A 16,827-nucleotide genomic window follows, 5' to 3' on the forward strand; every position below is an offset into this window, starting at 1 on the left:
CTTGCGTGGATGCGCGGATTCTGCTCAGCCCACACTGCCGTCGGCCGCCGAGACGCGCACCGTGACGTCGCCCGCGAGGTCGACGCTCCAGCGAGCGGTGGCGTCGTCCCGCTCGAGTTCGGCATCCTCGACGGCGCCGCCCGTGCCCTGGGCGGCGGCGATGCGGACGGCATCGGCGAGGGTGGTGCTCGCCGCATCGAGCGCCGCGCGATCCTCGGCGTCGAGGGCCCGACCGTCCGAGGAGGAACGCACCGAACCTCCGTCGGCGCTTACGCGCACCTCGACCTCGCGATCGCCGGATGCCACGTGCACCTCCCACGCCCCGTCATCCGCCTCGAGCTGGAAGGCTCGTCCGCCCGCGGTCGACTCGGCGGTCGTGATCGCGCGAACGGCTTCGCGATCGTTCGCGGCGGCACTCCCGGAGGTGTCGGAACCGCAGGCGCTCGCCACCAGGGCGACCGCAGCGAGCAACAGGGCGGCGGCAGGAATGCGACTCGGGGCCATGGGGGAAGGCTAGTCAGCGGCCGGGCGCCCTCCCGAGGTGTTGCGCGTCGACCGTGACGTGTGCGTAGCGCGGGCATATCAAGCGAGCCGCAAGCCGTCAACAGGTGCCGAACATTCAGGCGGGACTCGAATCATGACGTCCATGAGCGAGATCACTGCACACCACGGACTTCTGACCGACATCGACCTCCACGTCGACGACACCGGCGGCACCGGACGCCCCGTCGTCCTGATCCACGGCTGGCCCCTCTCCGGCGAGTCGTGGGCGCACCAGGTCCCCGCCCTCGAGGGTGCCGGATATCGGGTCGTGACCTACGATCGGCGCGGATTCGGTCGCAGCGACAAGCCGCGCACCGGGTACGACTACGACACGTTCAGCGACGACCTCGAGGCGGTGCTGGAGGCTCTCGACCTGCGCGATGCGACCCTGGTCGGGTTCTCGATGGGAGGCGGCGAGGTCGCTCGTTACCTGACGCGTCACGGCTCCGACCGCGTGCACAGCGTCGTCTTCGCCGCGGCCGTTCCGCCCTACCTGGCCCAGACCGACGACAACCCGGAGGGGCCGCTCGACGACGCGACCGCTGACGGGATGAAGCAGGGTCTGAAGGACGACCAGGAGGCGTTCTCCCACCAGTTCACGACCGACTTTTTCTCGGTCGACGGGGAGCTCATGGTTTCGGAGGCCGACCGTGCAGAGGCCGAGCGCCTGGCGAACCAGGCCGACCACCACGCCGCGCTGAAGGCGATGGAGGCGTTCGCGACCACCGACTTCCGCGACGACCTGCCGAACGTGACGGTGCCCACCCTGGTCATCCACGGCGACAGCGACGCGACGGTCCCTTTCGAGGGCTCGGGCAAACGGACCCACGAGGCGATCGCCGGAAGCGAGCTCCACGTCGTCGCGGGTGCTCCGCACGGAGTCAACGTCAGCCACGTCGACGAGTTCAATCGCGTGCTTCTCGACTTCCTGAAGCGCTGAACCCGCCTCCGCTCACGCCCTCACCTCTCGCCCGCACTCGCGGAGGGCATGAGCGAATGCCATGATGCCTCGTCGCCTCATCGGTGACGGGGCATCACGGCGTTCGGGGCAGAAGTCCGAGCAAGCGGGTGAGGCGCTGGGTGACACTCCGGGGCCCTCCCGGGGGTGGACTGGGCGCGATCGGTTCTGTTTGGTCATGGCATCCGGATGACGTAGTCTTGATCTTTGGTGCCTGCCTCTCTGCGAGCGGGTCACCCGAACGTGAGCCCTCCACCGGCCCTGTTCCATCGCCCTCAAGCGGTGAACGGACCACCGGAGCGGGATTCACGAACTCCTCCGTTCGATCAAGAAAGCAGCACTACTGTGACGCGCACTTTCACCCCCAAGGCCGCTGAGGTCACGCGCGAGTGGGTCGTTATCGACGCCACCGACGTCGTTCTCGGCCGTCTGGCCTCGCACGCGGCGGTCCTCCTCCGCGGCAAGCACAAGGCGACCTTCGCCAACCACATCGACTCCGGCGACTTCGTCATCGTGATCAACGCCGAAAAGGTGGCGCTCACGGGTCAGAAGCTCCAGAAGAAGATGGCCTACCGTCACTCGGGTTACCCGGGCGGCCTCAAGTCGGTCAACTACGAGGAACTCCTCGAGAAGAACCCCGTCCGCGCGGTCGAGAAGGCCATCCGCGGCATGCTGCCCAAGAACAGCCTCGGCGCGGCGCAGCTCAAGAAGCTCAAGGTGTACCGCGGCGCCGAGCACCCCCACGGTGCCCAGCAGCCCACGGCATACACCTTCGACCAGGTCGCCCAGTAAGCGCCGCCGGATAAGGACGAAACAGTGTCGAACATCGACTCCAGCAACTACAGCACCGAGACGCCGGCCGAGCAGTCGGCCGTCGCCACCGAGCGCCCCGTGCTCTCGGTTCCCGGCGCAGCCGTGGGCCGTCGCAAGCAGGCCATCGCCCGCGTGCGTCTCGTCCCCGGTTCGGGCACGATCACGGTCAACGGCCGCACGATCGAGGACTACTTCCCGAACAAGCTGCACCAGCAGCTGATCAACGACCCGTTCACGGTGCTCGAGCTCGCGGGCTCGTACGACGTGATCGCGCGCATCTCCGGTGGCGGCCCCTCGGGTCAGGCCGGCGCGCTGCGCCTGGGCATCGCCCGCGCGCTCAACGAGATCGACGCCGAGAACAACCGCCCGACCCTCAAGAAGGCCGGCTTCCTCTCGCGCGACGCTCGCGTCAAGGAGCGCAAGAAGGCCGGTCTCAAGAAGGCCCGCAAGGCGCCTCAGTACTCCAAGCGCTGAGTTCGAACCTCCGTATGCCTCTCTTTGGCACGGACGGGGTGCGGGGGCTGGCCAACGGCCTCCTCACCGCCGAACTTGCGCTGCACCTGGCCCAGGCGACTGCTGTCGTCCTGGGCCAGGGCCGTTCTGCGGAGGCGCGAAAGGCCGAGGGTCGTCGACTCACGGCCGTCGTCGCGCGCGACCCGCGCGTCTCGGGAGAGTTCCTCTCGGCCGCGGTCGCCGCAGGACTGGCCTCCTCGGGCGTCGACGTCCTCGACGCCGGCGTCATCCCCACCCCGGCGACGGCCTTCTTGATCGCCGATCACGACGCCGACTTCGGTGTGATGGTCTCGGCCTCGCACAACCCGGCGCCCGACAACGGCATCAAGATCTTCGCCCGTGGCGGAACGAAGCTCCCCGACATCGTCGAGCAGCGCATCGAGCGCGCCCTCGAGTGGGAGCGCCTGCAGCCGACCGGCGCGGGCGTCGGACGCATCCGCCGCTTCGCCGACGCCGAGGACCGCTACGTGCTGCACCTCCTCGGGTCGCTTCCGCACCGTCTCGACGGCCTCCACGTCGTCCTCGACTGCGCGCACGGCGCCGCGGCCGGGGTCTCGCCCGAGACCTTCAAGGACGCGGGTGCCCAGGTCACCGTGATCGGGGCCGAGCCCGACGGTCTGAACATCAACGACGGCGTGGGCTCCACGCACCTCGACGTGCTCGCTGAAGCCGTCGTCCGTCTGGGAGCCGACGTCGGCATCGCCCACGACGGCGACGCCGACCGCTGCCTCGCCGTGGACGCGCACGGCAACATCGTCGACGGCGACCAGATCATGGCGATCCTCGCGGTCGCGATGAAGCAGCGCGGTGCGCTCGTCGACGACACGCTCGTCGCGACGGTGATGAGCAACCTCGGCCTGCACCGCGCCATGGAAGACCATGGCATCCGGGTCCTGCAGACCGGGGTCGGCGACCGCTACGTGCTCGAGGCCATGAACGAGGGTGGCTACTCCCTCGGCGGCGAGCAGTCGGGGCACGTCATCATGAGCGAGTTCGCGACCACCGGCGACGGGCTGTTGACCGGCCTCCACCTGGTGGCCGAGATGGCCCGCCAGGGCAAGACCCTCGCGGAACTCGCCTCGATCATGACCGTCTACCCGCAGGTGCTCGTCAACGTGCGCGGCGTCGACCGCGACGGGGTGAGCGACGAGGGCGTCCAGGAGGCGGTGGCCGTCTCGACCGCCGAACTCGGCGATTCGGGCCGCGTGCTGTTGCGCGCGTCCGGCACCGAGCCGCTCGTTCGCGTGATGGTCGAAGCGGCCGACGAACACACCGCACGCGCGCACGCCGACCGGCTCGCCGACGTCGTCCGGGAACGTCTGGCGCTGTAGGTCCCGTTCCCTTCGACAGGCTCAGGGTCCTCCGTTCATCGGAGCCCTGGGCCTTCGTCGTCTCAGTACTCGAGCGATTCGATGTAGCGCAACAGGACGCCCTCGCGCAGGGCCCAGGGCGACACCTCGAGCTCCTCGACGTCGAGGGCTTTCATCGCGCGCTCGACGACGATCGCCGCGGCCACGATCTGGAAGGTGCGGTCGGCGGTGATGCCCGGCAGGGCTTCGCGCGCATCGGCGGGGATGCGGGCCAGGCGCGGGATCCAGTCCTTCAGCTCTCTGCGCGGGAGCACCATGCGATCGATCCCCGACCACCCCGGCACGGGGTAGCCCGCCAACTTCGCGAGGGATCGGATCGCCTTCGACGACCCCACCACGTGATCGGGGCGGGGGAGCGCCGCGAATCGCTCGGCGACAGGAGCGAGGACGGATGCCGCATGCTGGCGGAGCGCATCGATCTCGTCGTCGCTCGGAGGATCGTGGGGCAGGAACTGCACGGTGGACCGCCCCGCTCCCAGCGGGACCGATTCGGCGAGGTCGGGAAGTTCGTCCGCGCCACCGGCGATCTCGAGGGATCCCCCACCGATGTCGAACAGAAGGATCTGCCCCGCGGACCACCCGAACCAGCGCCGGACCGCGAGATAGGTGAATCGTGCCTCGGTCTCGCCGCCGAGGACCTGGAGCGGTTGTCCGAGCGCCTCCTCGATGAGGGCGATCACCTCGTCGCCGTTCGTCGCCTCGCGGACCGCGGAGGTCGCGGTGGCGAGCAACTCGTCGACCCCCTCGGCGCGAGCGCGATCGCGCGCGGCGGTCACGGCATCCACCAGTCCCTGCACACCCTCTGCCGAAATCGATCCGTCCGGCAGCAGATAACGCATGAGGCGGAGCACGGAACGGTGCGAGGTGGTGGCAGTGGGGCGCCCTCCCGCTCGGGCGTTCGCGACGAGCAGGTGGACGGTGTTCGAACCGATGTCGAGGACTCCCAAGCGCACGGTCCGAGCGTAGTGGGCGCGGTGCGCACGGCTCCGACCGCGGGGGAGGGCGGCGCCCCGGGTAGCATGAGCGGGTGTCCGCAGCCGAGACCACCGCTCCCGCACCGTCGCTGAGCCCCTACCGCCAGATCGACCGCGACGACTGGGCTCGCATGGCCGGCGGGCTGACACAGCCGCTGACCGAGAACGAGATCGTCCAGTTGCGCGGGATCGGCGACCGGCTGGATCCGCGCGAAGTCGCCGAGGTCTACCTCCCCCTCAGCCGGCTGTTGAGCCTCTACGCCCGCGCCACGCGCCGCCTCGGCGCCGATACGAGCAGCTTCCTCGGCGAACCGGACGCCACGACCCCCTTCGTCATCGGGGTCGCGGGATCCGTGGCCGTCGGGAAGTCGACGATCGCGCGACTGCTGCGCGAGCTGATGAGCCGCTGGCCCGACACCCCTCGCGTCGAGCTGGTCACCACCGATGGCTTCCTCTACCCGAACGCGGAGCTCGAACGCCGCGGCCTCATGGACCGCAAGGGATTCCCCGAGTCGTATGACCGGCGGGCGCTCGTCGAGTTCCTCAGCGAGGTGAAGTCCGGTGCCGAGGAGGCGCGCGCGCCCTTCTACTCGCACGTGCGATACGACATCATGCCGGACGCGCACGTGACCGTGCATCGGCCGGACGTGGTCATCGTCGAGGGCCTGAACGTGCTCCAGCCGCCGCCGTCTCCGAACGAGGTCGCGGTGAGCGACCTGTTCGACTTCTCGATCTACGTCGACGCGGACGCCGCGCACATCGAGCGGTGGTACGTGGACCGGTTCCTCGCGCTCCGAGACAACGCCTTCACCAACCCGACGTCGTTCTTCCGCGTCTTCGCCGACATCAGCGATGAAGAGGCCGTCGAGCGAGCGCTCGGATACTGGCGCGAAATCAACCTCCCGAACCTCGAAGAGAACGTGCTTCCGACGCGACACCGCGCGAAGCTCGTGCTGCAGAAGGGTGCGGATCACACCGTCGAAACGGTCCTGCTCCGCAAGCTCTGAGGTGCCCGCCGTGGTGCGGGCACGGTAGTGAGTCGGTATACCGAGGGCCACCGGTATCGGCGTCGATCGCGGGTTGCTTCGGCCCGGCCGCTTGTCGATCCGGGCGATTCGCGTGCGCCGTCGCATGCCCGTCGACCTCGGTACTACCGGGAGCGCGGACCCGTACCGATCCCCGTAGCTCAGCGTGTTCTCAGGGTTCTCCGAGCCCCCTTGAATGTCCCGTACGGCTGTCGGAAGGCCGCAGAGGGCGCTGCACACGCGCGTCCCGAGCACCACGTACAGGAGTGTTTCTATGGATCGCGCGAATCAGGGGGCGTCCGGCGCATCGCCCGGACGGACCGCCACACGGAGTCGGAGTGCGCTGTGGACGCGCTCCCGGATCGGACGGGCATCGGTCAAGACGGCCGCGGCGGTGGGGGCCGCCTCTCTCAGCCTGTTCGGCGGCGTCACCGCCGCGAACGCCGCCCCCGGTGACCTGTCGAACGCCTCGGGCACGTTCGTGGGCGGGTCGATTCTCAGCCTCGTCGATCTCAACGACCTGGCGCAGATCCAGGGCGCGGTCGCCACCAACGCCGGGTCCGTCCTGACGGTAACCGACCAGAACACGCTCGACCTCACGGCCCTCGGCGTGATCAACGTCACCGTGCCCGGCGGCATCCAGGTTCCCATCGACTTCGGATCGCTCGGCGTCGTCGGCCAGTACGCGAGCGCGGATCCCGATGGCTCGTCGGTCGGGGCCTCGGGCGCCGTGGGCGACGGCGGGGTCATCGGCACCGGCGGCCCGGCGACCGGCCCGCTGAGCATCAGTCTGGGCGGCGCGGTCGATTCCCTCGCGGGATCCCTGGCCGCTGAGCTCGTCGACGAGATCGCCGCCGTGGACCTGACCCTGGGCGCCGTGTCGGCGAGGGCGTCGCAGGACGCTCCCGACGACGCGACGAGCAGCTACACGATCGCGGGCGGTCAGCTCGTCGTCGAAAGCGCGACGCTGTCGACGTTGACCGCGGAGCTGAACACCGCGGTGGCAGGCCTCCAGAACTCGCTCGACGGGGTGGACGGTCTGGTCGACACCGCTGTGGGCAGCGCCCTCGGACTCCTCGGCGTGCAGGCGAACCTGCAGGTGGGCACGACCAGCCTGACCGACGCGATCAGCGGTCTCCTGACCGGCCAGATCACCTCGGAGGACTACCCCGGCGTGGTGATCGACCTGGGGACGGGCGAGATCACGGTCGACCTCGACGAGATCGCCGGTCTCAACGGCCTCCCCGCGGGGACGGAACTGCTCGGATCGCAGACACTGCCCGACATCCAGGCCGCCGTCGTCGACGCCGTCAGCGGCCTCACCGACCGGATCGACACGGCCGTCCTGAACGCCGTGCGCGGTCTCTCGGTCCTCGGCGGGGTCGTCATCCCGCCGACCCTGATCACCCCGCAGATCCCGGTCCTCAGCGTGAACACCACCATCGGGCAGCTGCTCGACGGGAACACCTCCGGGATCCAGGTGCTGGGCGGAATCACCCTTCCGGTCGGCCTCGGTGTCGTGGCGGGCGCGATCCTCGCTCCGGTGCAAACCGTGATCGGGAACGTCGGCGCTGCGGTCGACACGACCGTCACCCCGGTGGCGACGCTGCTCTCGCCCGCGCTGGGCGCCGTGCTTCCCGCCGTCGCGAGCGTGACCGTCAACAACCAGTCGACGACTGCCGACGGTGTCTTTTCGATCACCGGGGCCATCGTGACGGTCCTGCCGGGTTCGGCGGCCACGACGATCGAACTGGCGAACGCCACCGTCGGACCGAACGCGCTCGATGAGAACGCCGACGTGACGATCACCGCTCCCGAGAGCGGCGACGAGTTCGTCGTTCCCGGAGCCGACGACGTCTCGGACGTGACCGTCTCCGGTACCGGCGAGCCCGAGGCCGTGATCACGGTCTCGATCCCCGGTCAGGAGGATCAGGACGCCACGGTCACCCCCGAGGGCACCTGGACGGTCACGTTCCCCGACCTCCCGGTCGGCGACTACACGGCCACCGCGACTCAGGATGCGGACGGCACCACCGCGGCCGTCGACTTCTCGGTCATCGAGGCCCCGGACGTGGTCATCACCGCTCCGACCCCCGACCAGATCGTCGTCGTCCCCGGGGCCGACGACACCTCGGACGTGATCGTCACCGGAACCGGCTACGCGGGTTCGGATGTCGACGTCGAGGTCGGCGGCTCCCCCCAGACGGTCACCGTGACCGCGGAGGGAACCTGGACGGCGACGTTCCCGGGCCTGCCCATCGGCGATTACTCGGTGACCGCGACGCAGGAGTTCGACGGGTCTATCGACACGGTCGACTTCTCGATCGCCGAGACGCCCGATGTCGTGATCGAGGAGCCCGCTGACGGAACAGAGATCGCGGTCGGCTCTGCTGAGGGTGTCACCACGGTGACCGTCTCGGGAACGGCTTCGCCGGGGGCGACCGTCACGGTCGAGCTCGACAACGGCGCCGTCGAGACGACGACCGCGGCCCCGGACGGTACCTGGAACGTGGTGTTCGACGGTCTGTCGATCGCCGACTACACGGCGACGGCGACTCAGGATGCCGACGACTCGGTCGACACCGTCGCGTTCAGCGTCGTGCTCGCCGAGGCCGTCGACATCACGGCACCCATCGCCGGCACGGAGTACGAGGTCGGAGAGCCGGATGCCACGCGCTCGGTGACTGTGACCGGTTCCGGCCAGGCCGGCGCCGAGATCGCCGTCTCGATCCCGACCCTGGGCGCGCAGACGACGACCGTCTCGGGACTCGGCCTCTGGTCGGTCTCCTTCGCGGAGGTTCCGGTGGGCGGCTTCACGGTGACCGCGATCCAGGACATCGACGGCTCGGTCGACACGACCTCGTTCTCGGTGACCGCGGTCGCGGCTGACGCCGACGCGGACGCGGACGCGATGGATGCTGACGCGATGGATGCTGACGCCGTGGACGCTGATGCGATGGATGCTGACGCGGCTGACGCTGACGCGATGGATGCTGACGCGGCGGATGCTGACGCGATGGATGCTGACGCCACGGACGCTGACGCTGACGCTGTGGACGCAGACGCCGTGGACGCCGATGCGACCGACGCTGACGCCGCGGACGCTGACGCCGACGCTGTGGACGCAGACGCCGTGGACGCCGATGCGACCGACTCTGACGCAACGGACACCGACGCGATGGATGCTGACGCGACGGACACCGACGCAGCCGATGCAGACGCCGTGGACGCTGACGCCGCGGACGCCGACGCTGTGGATGCTGACGCCGCGGACGCTGACGCCGCGGACGCCGACGCTGTGGATGCTGACGCCGCGGACGCTGACGCCGTGGACGCCGACGCGACCGACGGCGACGTCACCACGCAAGCGCGTGCCGACGTGCTGCTCCCGCAGATCGTGCGCGGTACCGGCGTCAGCCAGACCGTGGTCGTCCAGGGCTTCCAGCCCGGCGAGACGGTCTCGGCGACGGTGAACTCGACTCCCTTCGAGCTCACTCCGGTGACCGCGGACGGCTCGGGTACGGCGCGCATGACCTTCGCGGTCGGCGCCGACTTCGAGCTCGGCGCACACCGGGTCGACGTGCGCGGTTCGGTCACGGGTGAACTCCCGACCGAGCGCGAGAACACCGCCTTCACCGTGACGGCGCAGCCCGCCGCCGCGGGCAACGGCGGGGGCTCCTCGCTCCCGGCCACCGGTCTGGACCTCAACGGTCCTCTGGCCGGCGGCCTGGCTGCGGCACTGATCCTCGCGGGTGCGACTCTGTGGACCCTCCGTCGACGGAGCGCCAGCGGAGAGCAGCGCTGACGGTGACCACCACGGCGGAGGAGGCCCCCGAAGCGGGGGTGTCGGAGGGGCCTTCCTCCGCCCGGCGGTCGGGTGGGGTCATGGCGGCGGTCGCCGCCGCCATGACCCTCGCCATCGTCCTCGGCTACGCCTTCGTGGCGGTGTCGTTCACGATCCCCTCGAGCCCGACGCGTCCCGCCGTGTCGGCCGCCTTCGCCCCGTACTTCCAGCAACGGTGGAACGTGTTTGCCCCGAACATCATGAAGGTGAACCGCTCGCTCCAGATCCAGGTGCAGTGGCGGGAGAACGGGGAGCTCCAGCGCAGCGAATGGGTCGACGTCACCGCCGCGGAGTTCTCCGCGGCGCGCGGCATCCCGACTCCCTCTCGCATCTCGAAGAACAGCTTCAACGCCGCTCAGACCTACCTGACGCGGTACCAGGCGCTCAGCGCCGACCAGAGGGATCGCGTGCGCGACACCTTCATCCGCCGCGTCAACGACGGCGCCTTCGCGCCGATGGACCCGTCGGCGTTGCTGGAGGAGCTCGACGATCTCGGGGGCAGCCGCGCCGCTCTGGTGAGCTACCTGCGGTACGACTACATGCTCGTGCGCTTCTCGTCCGCCTTCGGCAGTGCGTACGTCGACCACGATGTCGAGCGCGTCCGGTGGCGCATCGAGCACGATCGGCCGAACGACTTCCTCCACCGCTTCGACACGGAGCGCCAGACGGAACCCTCGTACACGACGTTCGGGTGGCGGCAACCTGCGGTCGCGCCGTCGGATGAGGTGCAGGCCATCTACGACGAAGTCATCGAGAGGTACACGGGACGATGAGCCGATCGGCATCCGTCGACGACGAGAAGACCATCGCGACGACCGGCTGGCGGGACCGCGTCACGCCTTCGACGCTGTGGCCGCGCCTGCAGATCTGGCTGACCGGGCGCAAGCATTCGACGATCGGCTTCTCGGTCCTTCGAGTGCTCTTCGGCGTCGCGATGCTGATCGTCCTGGTGCCGAGCTACGCCGACCGCCACTACCTCTGGGGTGCGGGAGCCTGGTGGGTCGACCCCGAAGCCAACCGGCGTGGGTGGTGGGAACCGCTGAGGATGCTCTTCCCGAAAGACAACGCGGTGGTCTTCGACCTCTCGTTCCACGTGCTGCTGGCTCTCGCGATCCTGTTCGTCGTGGGATTCCAGACGCGGTGGGTGACCCCGGTCCTGCTCGTGTTCTGGGTGGGGCTCTCGACCAACAGCATGCTGCTCGGCAACGGCGGAGACACGCTCATGCGGATCGTGCTCTTCTTCGTCGTCTTCGCCGACCTGAGTCGGCACTTCTCGGTGGATGCGTGGATGCGCCGGCGCCGCGGCATCCGGCCCTCCCGTCTTTCCGGACGGATGCCGACCTGGGTGCCGCCGTGGCTGGCGATCTGGGCCCACAACACGGCGCTCATCCTCTGTGTGTTCCAGATCCTGCTCGTCTACCTCGTCTCGAGCGTGCTGAAGTTCCAGGGGGAGGAATGGCTGGACGGGACGGCGATCTACTACGCGCTGAGCATCGAGCAGTTCCACGTCCTGCCCGCCCTGAGCCAGCTCGCCTGGCAGTCGGCGCCCGTCGTGGCACTCGCGACCTGGACCGCGCTCTGGGTGCAGATGCTGTTTCCGGTGCTCATCCTGTGGAAGCCGACGCGCTGCGCGGCGGTGTTCGTCATCACCGGAATGCACCTGAGCATCGCGATCCTGCTGGGGCTGTGGCCGTTCTCGCTCGCGATGATCGCCCTCGACCTGCTCCTGGTCCGCGACGGGTCGTGGAACAGGCTGGGTTCGCGCGTCGGTTCGGTGCGGAGGGGTTTGCTCAGCCCCGCCACGTAGACTCGACCCCATGTGCGGAATCATCGGTTACGTGGGTCCTCGGCAGAGCCAGGACATCCTTCTGGCGGGTCTGTCGCGTCTGGAGTACCGGGGGTACGACTCCGCCGGCATCGCCGTGATCGACGGCGACGGCCAGCTCGACATGCGCAAGCGCGCGGGCAAGCTCGCCGTCCTGCGTGACGACCTCGAGTCCACGCCCATGCCCAACGGCACCACGGGCATCGGCCACACCCGCTGGGCCACGCACGGTGGCCCCACCGACGCCAACGCCCACCCCCACCTGGCCGACGACGACAAGCTCGCCGTCATCCACAACGGGATCATCGAGAACTTCGCCGAGCTCAAGAGCGAGCTCGTGGGTGACGGCTTCGCCTTCCGCAGCGAGACCGACACCGAGGTCGCGGCGGTTATGATCGGCCGCGAGTACGCACGGACGAAGGACCTCGTGCAGGCCTTCCGTTCGGTCGTCTCGCGCCTCGAGGGGGCCTACACGCTCCTCGCGATGCACGAGGACCACCCCGGTCTCGTCGTCGGTGCGCGTCGCAACTCGCCGCTCGTGATCGGTCTCGGCGAGGGCGAGAACTTCCTCGGCTCCGACGTCGCCGCCTTCGTCGAGCACACGCGCAACGCGCTCGCGATCGGCCAGGACGAGATCGTCGCGATCACCCCCGAAGGTGTCGAGGTGACCGATTTCTCGGGCGCTCCTGTCGAGGTCGAAGCCTTCGAGGTCACGTGGGACGCGTCGGCCGCCGAGAAGGGCGGCTGGTCGTCGTTCATGGCCAAGGAGGTCTCGGAGGAGCCCGAGGCCGTCGCCAACACCATCCGAGGCCGTATCCACGAGGGCCGCGTCGAGATCCCCGAACTCGAGGGGATGGACGACTTCCTCGCCGACATCGATCGCATCCTCGTCATCGCGTGCGGCACCGCCGCTTACGCGGGCATGGTCGGCAAGTACGCCCTCGAGACCTGGACCCGTGTTCCCGTCGACGTCGAGCTGGCGCACGAGTTCCGCTACCGCAACCCCGTGCTCACCCCCCGCACGCTGGTCGTGTCGATCAGCCAGTCGGGCGAGACCATGGACACGCTCATGGCCGTCAAGTACGCGAGCTCGCGCGGTGCGAAGACGCTGTCGATCTGCAACACGCAGGGGGCGACGATTCCGCGCGAGTCCGACGCGATCGTCTACACCCACGCGGGTCCCGAGGTGGCCGTCGCCTCGACCAAGGCCTTCGTCGCGCAGATCACCGCCCTGTACCTGCTGGCCCTGCACGTGGGTCGCGTGCGCGGCGCGATCGACCCGATGGTCGCCGTCGAAGCCGTGACCGAGCTCGAGGCCGTCCCGGGCAAGATCGCTCGCGTGCTCGAGACCGAGCAGGCCCGCATCGAGCAGCTCGCGCACTGGATGGCCGACACCCGCTCGGTGCTGTTCCTCGGCCGCAACGTCGGCTACCCGATCGCCCTCGAGGGGGCGCTCAAGCTCAAGGAGCTGGCCTACATCCACGCCGAGGGCTTCGCCGCCGGAGAGCTCAAGCACGGCCCCATCGCGCTGATCGAGCCCGGCCAGCCCGTGTTCGTCGTCGTTCCGAGCCCCCGCGGCTCGGGCGAGATGCACAAGAAGGTCGTCTCGAACATCGAGGAGATCCGCGCCCGCGGCGCCCGCGTCATCGCGATCGCCGAAGAGGGCGATGTCGCCGTGCTGCCCGCCGCCGACGAGGTGCTGCGGATCCCGCTCGCGGCCCCCCTCTTCGAGCCGCTCCTGGCCGTCGTTCCGCTGCACATCTTCGCGATGGGCCTCGCCGAGGCGAAGGGTCTCGACGTCGACCAGCCGCGCAACCTCGCCAAGTCGGTGACGGTCGAGTAGACCTCGCGTCGAAGGGGCCGGATGCCGTGGCATCCGGCCCCTTCGTCGTCTCGGTGTCGGTGGGCACCGGCAGAATAGAGGGATGCCAGGAGGGGAGGGCGCATGATCGTCGGTATCGGCGTCGACCTCGTCGACGTGCCGCGGTTCGAGGAGCACCTGGAGCGGACGCCCCGGCTGCTCCCTCGTCTGTTCTCGGCATCGGAGCGCGTGCTGAAGCCCCGTTCCCTGGCTGCCCGGTACGCCGCGAAAGAGGCCTTGATCAAGGCGCTCGGCGGGTCGGACGGCGTGCACTGGACCGACATCGAGGTCACCTCGGAGGCGTCCGGACGCCCCGTCTTCTCGCTCAGCGGACAGACCGCCGCGACGGTCGCCGCGCGGGGCATCACCGCCCTGCACCTGTCGATGTCGCACGACGCGGGCCTGGCGACGGCGTACGTCATCGCCGAGGCGCGTGTCGGCGCCGAGTCGTCGGCATCCCGAATCCCGCCCCTCCGAGAGGACCGCGCATGACGATGCAACCGGGAGTGCTGCGCGAAGCCGTCATCGACGTCGACGCGATCACCGAGAACGTGCGTCACCTGCGCGCGCTGACGGGGTCCGAGATCATCGCGGTGGTCAAGGCCGCCGGCTACGGGCACGGGGCATACCGCGCCGCGGCCGCTGCTCTGCGCGGGGGAGCGACGCGCATCGGCGTGTCCGACATCGACGAGGCGTTGGCGCTGCGTCGCGCGGGCATCACGGCGCCCCTGTTCGCCTGGCTGCACGCGCCGGGGGCCTCTTTCGTCGAGGCCGTGCGCGAGGAGGTCGAACTGGGGATCTCCGACATCGACCAGCTTCTGCGCGCGGCCGACGCGGCCCACGGTGAGCGCCCCGCCGCCGTGCACCTGAAGATCGAGACGGGGCTGTCGCGCAACGGCATCGCCCCGGCGGACTGGCGCACGGTGTTCTCGGAGGCCGCGCGACTCGAACGCATCGGGCGGCTCCGGGTCGTCGGTCTGTTCTCGCACCTGTCGAACACGAGTGTCGACGACGATCGTGCCGCCCTCGCGCGGTTCGAAGAGGGCGTCGTGCTGGCCGCCTCGGTGGGGCTGAACCCCCCGCTGCGCCACCTCGCGGCCACGAACGCCGCCATCGCCCTCCCCGAGACCCGCCTGGGGTGCGTCCGCATCGGCATCGGCCTGTACGGCATCTCGCCCTTCGACGACCGCTCGTCCGCCGACCTGGGGCTGCGCCCCGCGATGACGCTGCGCGGCGCGGTCGCGGCGGTGCGGCGCGTGCCCGCGGGCACGGGCGTCTCGTACGGCTACGACCACCGCACGGAGCGCGAGACGACGCTCGCCCTGGTGCCGCTCGGCTACGCCGACGGCGTGCCCCGGCAGGCCTCGGGGCGCGGGCCGGTGTCGATCAACGGTCGCCGTTTCACGGTGGCGGGTCGGATCGCGATGGACCAGTTCGTCGTCGACGTGGGTGATCACCCGGTCGCGGTGGGCGACGAGGTGGTGCTCTTCGGCGATCCGACGCTGGGCGTCCCCGCCGCACGGGACTGGGCGGATGCCGCCGGCACCATCGATTACGAGATCGTCACGCGCGTGGGAGCGCGCGTGCCCCGACGGGAGGTCCGCGCGTGAGCGTTCCCGACAGTGTGCTGGGCGAGAGGATCGTCGAGGGCCCGGGCGACATGGAGGAGCTCGGACGGAGCATCGGCCGCGCTCTCGAGCCGGGTGACGTGATCGTGATGACCGGCCCCCTCGGCGCCGGAAAGACGACCCTGACCCGAGGTATCGGCGAGGGTCTCGGCATCCGGGGTCCCGTTCAGAGCCCCACCTTCGTGATCGCCCGCACTCACCCGTCCCTGGTCGGCGGGACGCCGCTGGTGCACGTGGACGCGTACCGGCTCGGAGCCGCCGTTGAGCTCGACGACCTCGACATCGACGTCGCGGGGTCGGCGGTGATCGTCGAGTGGGGTCGCGGTGTCGCCGAATACCTCGCCGACTCGTGGTGGGAGATCGAGATCGATCGTCAGGTCGGGGGCCGAGGCGTCGACAACGCGTGCGGCGAGATCGCGGTGCACACCGTCGAACTCGACGCCGATGCCCCGCGCCGGGTCACGATCTCGCGTCGCCCCTGAGGTTCGAGCGCCGCGCGATGGATGAGCGGGGGCGCCCGGATCCTCCGCGGGGAGCCGGAGCGCGGTCCGCCGCCCACACCTCGCGCAGGGCCCGGAGCGTCTCGACCGGCTGCTCGACGTGGGCGAAGTGCCCGCTGTCGTCGAGGACGCGATCGTCGTAATCGTTCATGAGGCGCCCCCATTCCCGAGCGTCGCGCTCGGCGACGAACACGTCGTGCGCGCCCCGCACCGATCGCACCGGACAGGTGATCCGACGCCAGACGCCGTCGTCGTGGCCGGTCGAGAGGTGCGCCGCGGCGAGGAAGGCCGACGGGCGGATCTCTTCGGCGAGGTCGTCGGTCACCGACCGACTCACACGCTCGGGGTGCCGGAACAGCGGTCGCGCAAGACGACGCAACGCGCCGGTACGACGCAGCAGGCGCAGCAACGGGCGGGCGAGGGGGCCGAGTCCGCGCAGCACCCGCATCGCGAGCACCATCCCCGCGAGCCAGGGCAGCCGGGCGGCGCTGCGGACGGGGTGCCGCGCGATGGCCCGCGCTCCCGCTCCGCTCGGTGACACGACCCCGACCGCGACGGTCTCGCGCGGGAAGCGGGCGGCGACGTCGAGAGCGATCACTCCGCCGAGGGAATGCCCGACCACGCGCCAACGCGGGTAGCCGAGCGCGCGAGCGGCCGCGGCGACCGCCACGGCGATCTCGGCCGGCTCCGGCACGGGCCCGGGCGTCTCGCCCCAGCCGGGCAGGTCGATCGCGACGATGTCCGACAGGGGGAGCCGGAGCCCGTCGGATGCCGCCATCAGGGCACCCCAGGTGCGCCACGACCCCGCGGCGCCGTGCACCAGGATCGTCGCCACGGGGCTGCCCGACCGGCGGCCGGCGTGCACCACCAGCGGCCCCACCCCGGTGGGGACCACGACGCGCCGCAGCGCGAGGTCGTCGGCATCCATGCCCTTTCTTCGGAGCGGAGGGCGCGGTCGGATGCCGTGGAGAGG

General features: G+C 70.1%; 15 protein-coding genes. 12 read left to right on the forward strand and 3 right to left on the reverse strand.

Annotated features, from left to right (window positions below):
• Positions 1–24: 24 nt before the first annotated feature.
• Positions 25–504, reverse strand: a complete 480-nt coding sequence (locus ASE56_RS06335; RefSeq protein ID WP_056226420.1) for a PepSY domain-containing protein — start codon at positions 502–504, stop codon at positions 25–27.
• 142 nt (positions 505–646) lie between these two features.
• On the opposite strand from ASE56_RS06335, the gene ASE56_RS06340 reads away from it, so the two are divergent.
• The 4 genes from ASE56_RS06340 (at position 647) to glmM (ending at position 4,158) form a co-directional block, all read left to right on the forward strand.
• Complete coding sequence (locus tag ASE56_RS06340) at positions 647–1,483, forward strand: alpha/beta fold hydrolase (protein ID WP_056228316.1); 837 nt, start codon at positions 647–649, stop codon at positions 1,481–1,483.
• Between the two features lie 363 nt (positions 1,484–1,846).
• Complete coding sequence (rplM, locus tag ASE56_RS06345; RefSeq protein WP_056226423.1) at positions 1,847–2,293, forward strand: 50S ribosomal protein L13; 447 nt, start codon at positions 1,847–1,849, stop codon at positions 2,291–2,293.
• Between the two features lie 33 nt (positions 2,294–2,326).
• Positions 2,327–2,788 (forward strand): 30S ribosomal protein S9, encoded by a 462-nt coding sequence (rpsI, locus tag ASE56_RS06350; protein ID WP_270352606.1) that lies wholly within the window; start codon positions 2,327–2,329, stop codon positions 2,786–2,788.
• Between the two features lie 14 nt (positions 2,789–2,802).
• Positions 2,803–4,158, forward strand: a complete 1,356-nt coding sequence (gene glmM, locus ASE56_RS06355) for a phosphoglucosamine mutase (RefSeq protein ID WP_056226426.1) — start codon at positions 2,803–2,805, stop codon at positions 4,156–4,158.
• A 62-nt stretch (positions 4,159–4,220) separates the two neighbouring features.
• Here the strand turns inward: glmM and ASE56_RS06360 are convergent, their stop codons facing one another.
• Entirely contained in the window at positions 4,221–5,150 is a 930-nt protein-coding gene (locus tag ASE56_RS06360) for a Ppx/GppA phosphatase family protein (RefSeq protein ID WP_056226429.1), read from the reverse strand.
• A gap of 74 nt (positions 5,151–5,224) precedes the next feature.
• On the opposite strand from ASE56_RS06360, the gene coaA reads away from it, so the two are divergent.
• From coaA to tsaE, 8 genes are all read left to right on the forward strand, one after another.
• The gene (gene coaA / locus ASE56_RS06365; RefSeq protein WP_056226432.1) at positions 5,225–6,178 is read left to right on the forward strand and encodes a type I pantothenate kinase; all 954 of its coding nucleotides are present in this window, start codon (positions 5,225–5,227) and stop codon (positions 6,176–6,178) included.
• Positions 6,179–6,590: 412 nt separating this feature from the next.
• Entirely contained in the window at positions 6,591–10,001 is a 3,411-nt protein-coding gene (locus tag ASE56_RS06370) for a choice-of-anchor G family protein (RefSeq protein WP_056226435.1), read from the forward strand.
• Between the two features lie 2 nt (positions 10,002–10,003).
• Positions 10,004–10,813, forward strand: coding sequence for a DUF5819 family protein (locus ASE56_RS06375; RefSeq protein ID WP_162234494.1), 810 nt, complete (start codon positions 10,004–10,006; stop codon positions 10,811–10,813).
• Positions 10,810–11,847, forward strand: coding sequence for an HTTM domain-containing protein (locus tag ASE56_RS06380; RefSeq protein WP_056226441.1), 1,038 nt, complete (start codon positions 10,810–10,812; stop codon positions 11,845–11,847). The genes ASE56_RS06375 and ASE56_RS06380 overlap by 4 nt, the downstream gene beginning before the upstream one ends.
• A 10-nt stretch (positions 11,848–11,857) precedes the next feature.
• A complete protein-coding gene (gene glmS, locus ASE56_RS06385) occupies positions 11,858–13,708 on the forward strand; it encodes a glutamine--fructose-6-phosphate transaminase (isomerizing) (protein WP_056226444.1) in 1,851 nt (616 codons plus the stop codon).
• Positions 13,709–13,810: 102 nt separating this feature from the next.
• A complete protein-coding gene (locus tag ASE56_RS06390; RefSeq protein WP_056226446.1) occupies positions 13,811–14,218 on the forward strand; it encodes a holo-ACP synthase in 408 nt (135 codons plus the stop codon).
• Positions 14,215–15,336 (forward strand): alanine racemase, encoded by a 1,122-nt coding sequence (gene alr / locus ASE56_RS06395; protein WP_056226448.1) that lies wholly within the window; start codon positions 14,215–14,217, stop codon positions 15,334–15,336. The genes ASE56_RS06390 and alr overlap by 4 nt, the downstream gene beginning before the upstream one ends.
• A 50-nt stretch (positions 15,337–15,386) precedes the next feature.
• On the forward strand, positions 15,387–15,836 hold the full coding sequence (gene tsaE / locus ASE56_RS06400) for a tRNA (adenosine(37)-N6)-threonylcarbamoyltransferase complex ATPase subunit type 1 TsaE (RefSeq protein WP_056228324.1): 450 nt from the start codon (positions 15,387–15,389) through the stop codon (positions 15,834–15,836).
• Here tsaE and ASE56_RS06405 read toward each other — a convergent pair.
• Positions 15,814–16,782 (reverse strand): alpha/beta fold hydrolase, encoded by a 969-nt coding sequence (locus ASE56_RS06405; RefSeq protein ID WP_082450331.1) that lies wholly within the window; start codon positions 16,780–16,782, stop codon positions 15,814–15,816. The two genes, tsaE and ASE56_RS06405, sit on opposite strands and share 23 nt — an antisense overlap.
• Positions 16,783–16,827 lie beyond the last annotated feature (45 nt).

The organism is Microbacterium sp. Leaf203 (genome assembly GCF_001421275.1).
Lineage (GTDB): Bacteria > Actinomycetota > Actinomycetes > Actinomycetales > Microbacteriaceae > Microbacterium > Microbacterium testaceum_A.

Coding starts and splice junctions, on each gene's coding strand:
- tsaE (WP_056228324.1), top strand. CDS start 15,387: ATGGAGGAGCTCGGACGGAGCATCGGCCGCGCTCTCGAGCCGGGTGAC.
- ASE56_RS06340 (WP_056228316.1), top strand. CDS start 647: ATGAGCGAGATCACTGCACACCACGGACTTCTGACCGACATCGACCTC.
- glmM (WP_056226426.1), top strand. CDS start 2,803: ATGCCTCTCTTTGGCACGGACGGGGTGCGGGGGCTGGCCAACGGCCTC.
- ASE56_RS06390 (WP_056226446.1), top strand. CDS start 13,811: ATGATCGTCGGTATCGGCGTCGACCTCGTCGACGTGCCGCGGTTCGAG.
- alr (WP_056226448.1), top strand. CDS start 14,215: ATGACGATGCAACCGGGAGTGCTGCGCGAAGCCGTCATCGACGTCGAC.
- glmS (WP_056226444.1), top strand. CDS start 11,858: ATGTGCGGAATCATCGGTTACGTGGGTCCTCGGCAGAGCCAGGACATC.
- ASE56_RS06380 (WP_056226441.1), top strand. CDS start 10,810: ATGAGCCGATCGGCATCCGTCGACGACGAGAAGACCATCGCGACGACC.
- ASE56_RS06405 (WP_082450331.1), bottom strand. CDS start 16,782: ATGGATGCCGACGACCTCGCGCTGCGGCGCGTCGTGGTCCCCACCGGG.
- ASE56_RS06335 (WP_056226420.1), bottom strand. CDS start 504: ATGGCCCCGAGTCGCATTCCTGCCGCCGCCCTGTTGCTCGCTGCGGTC.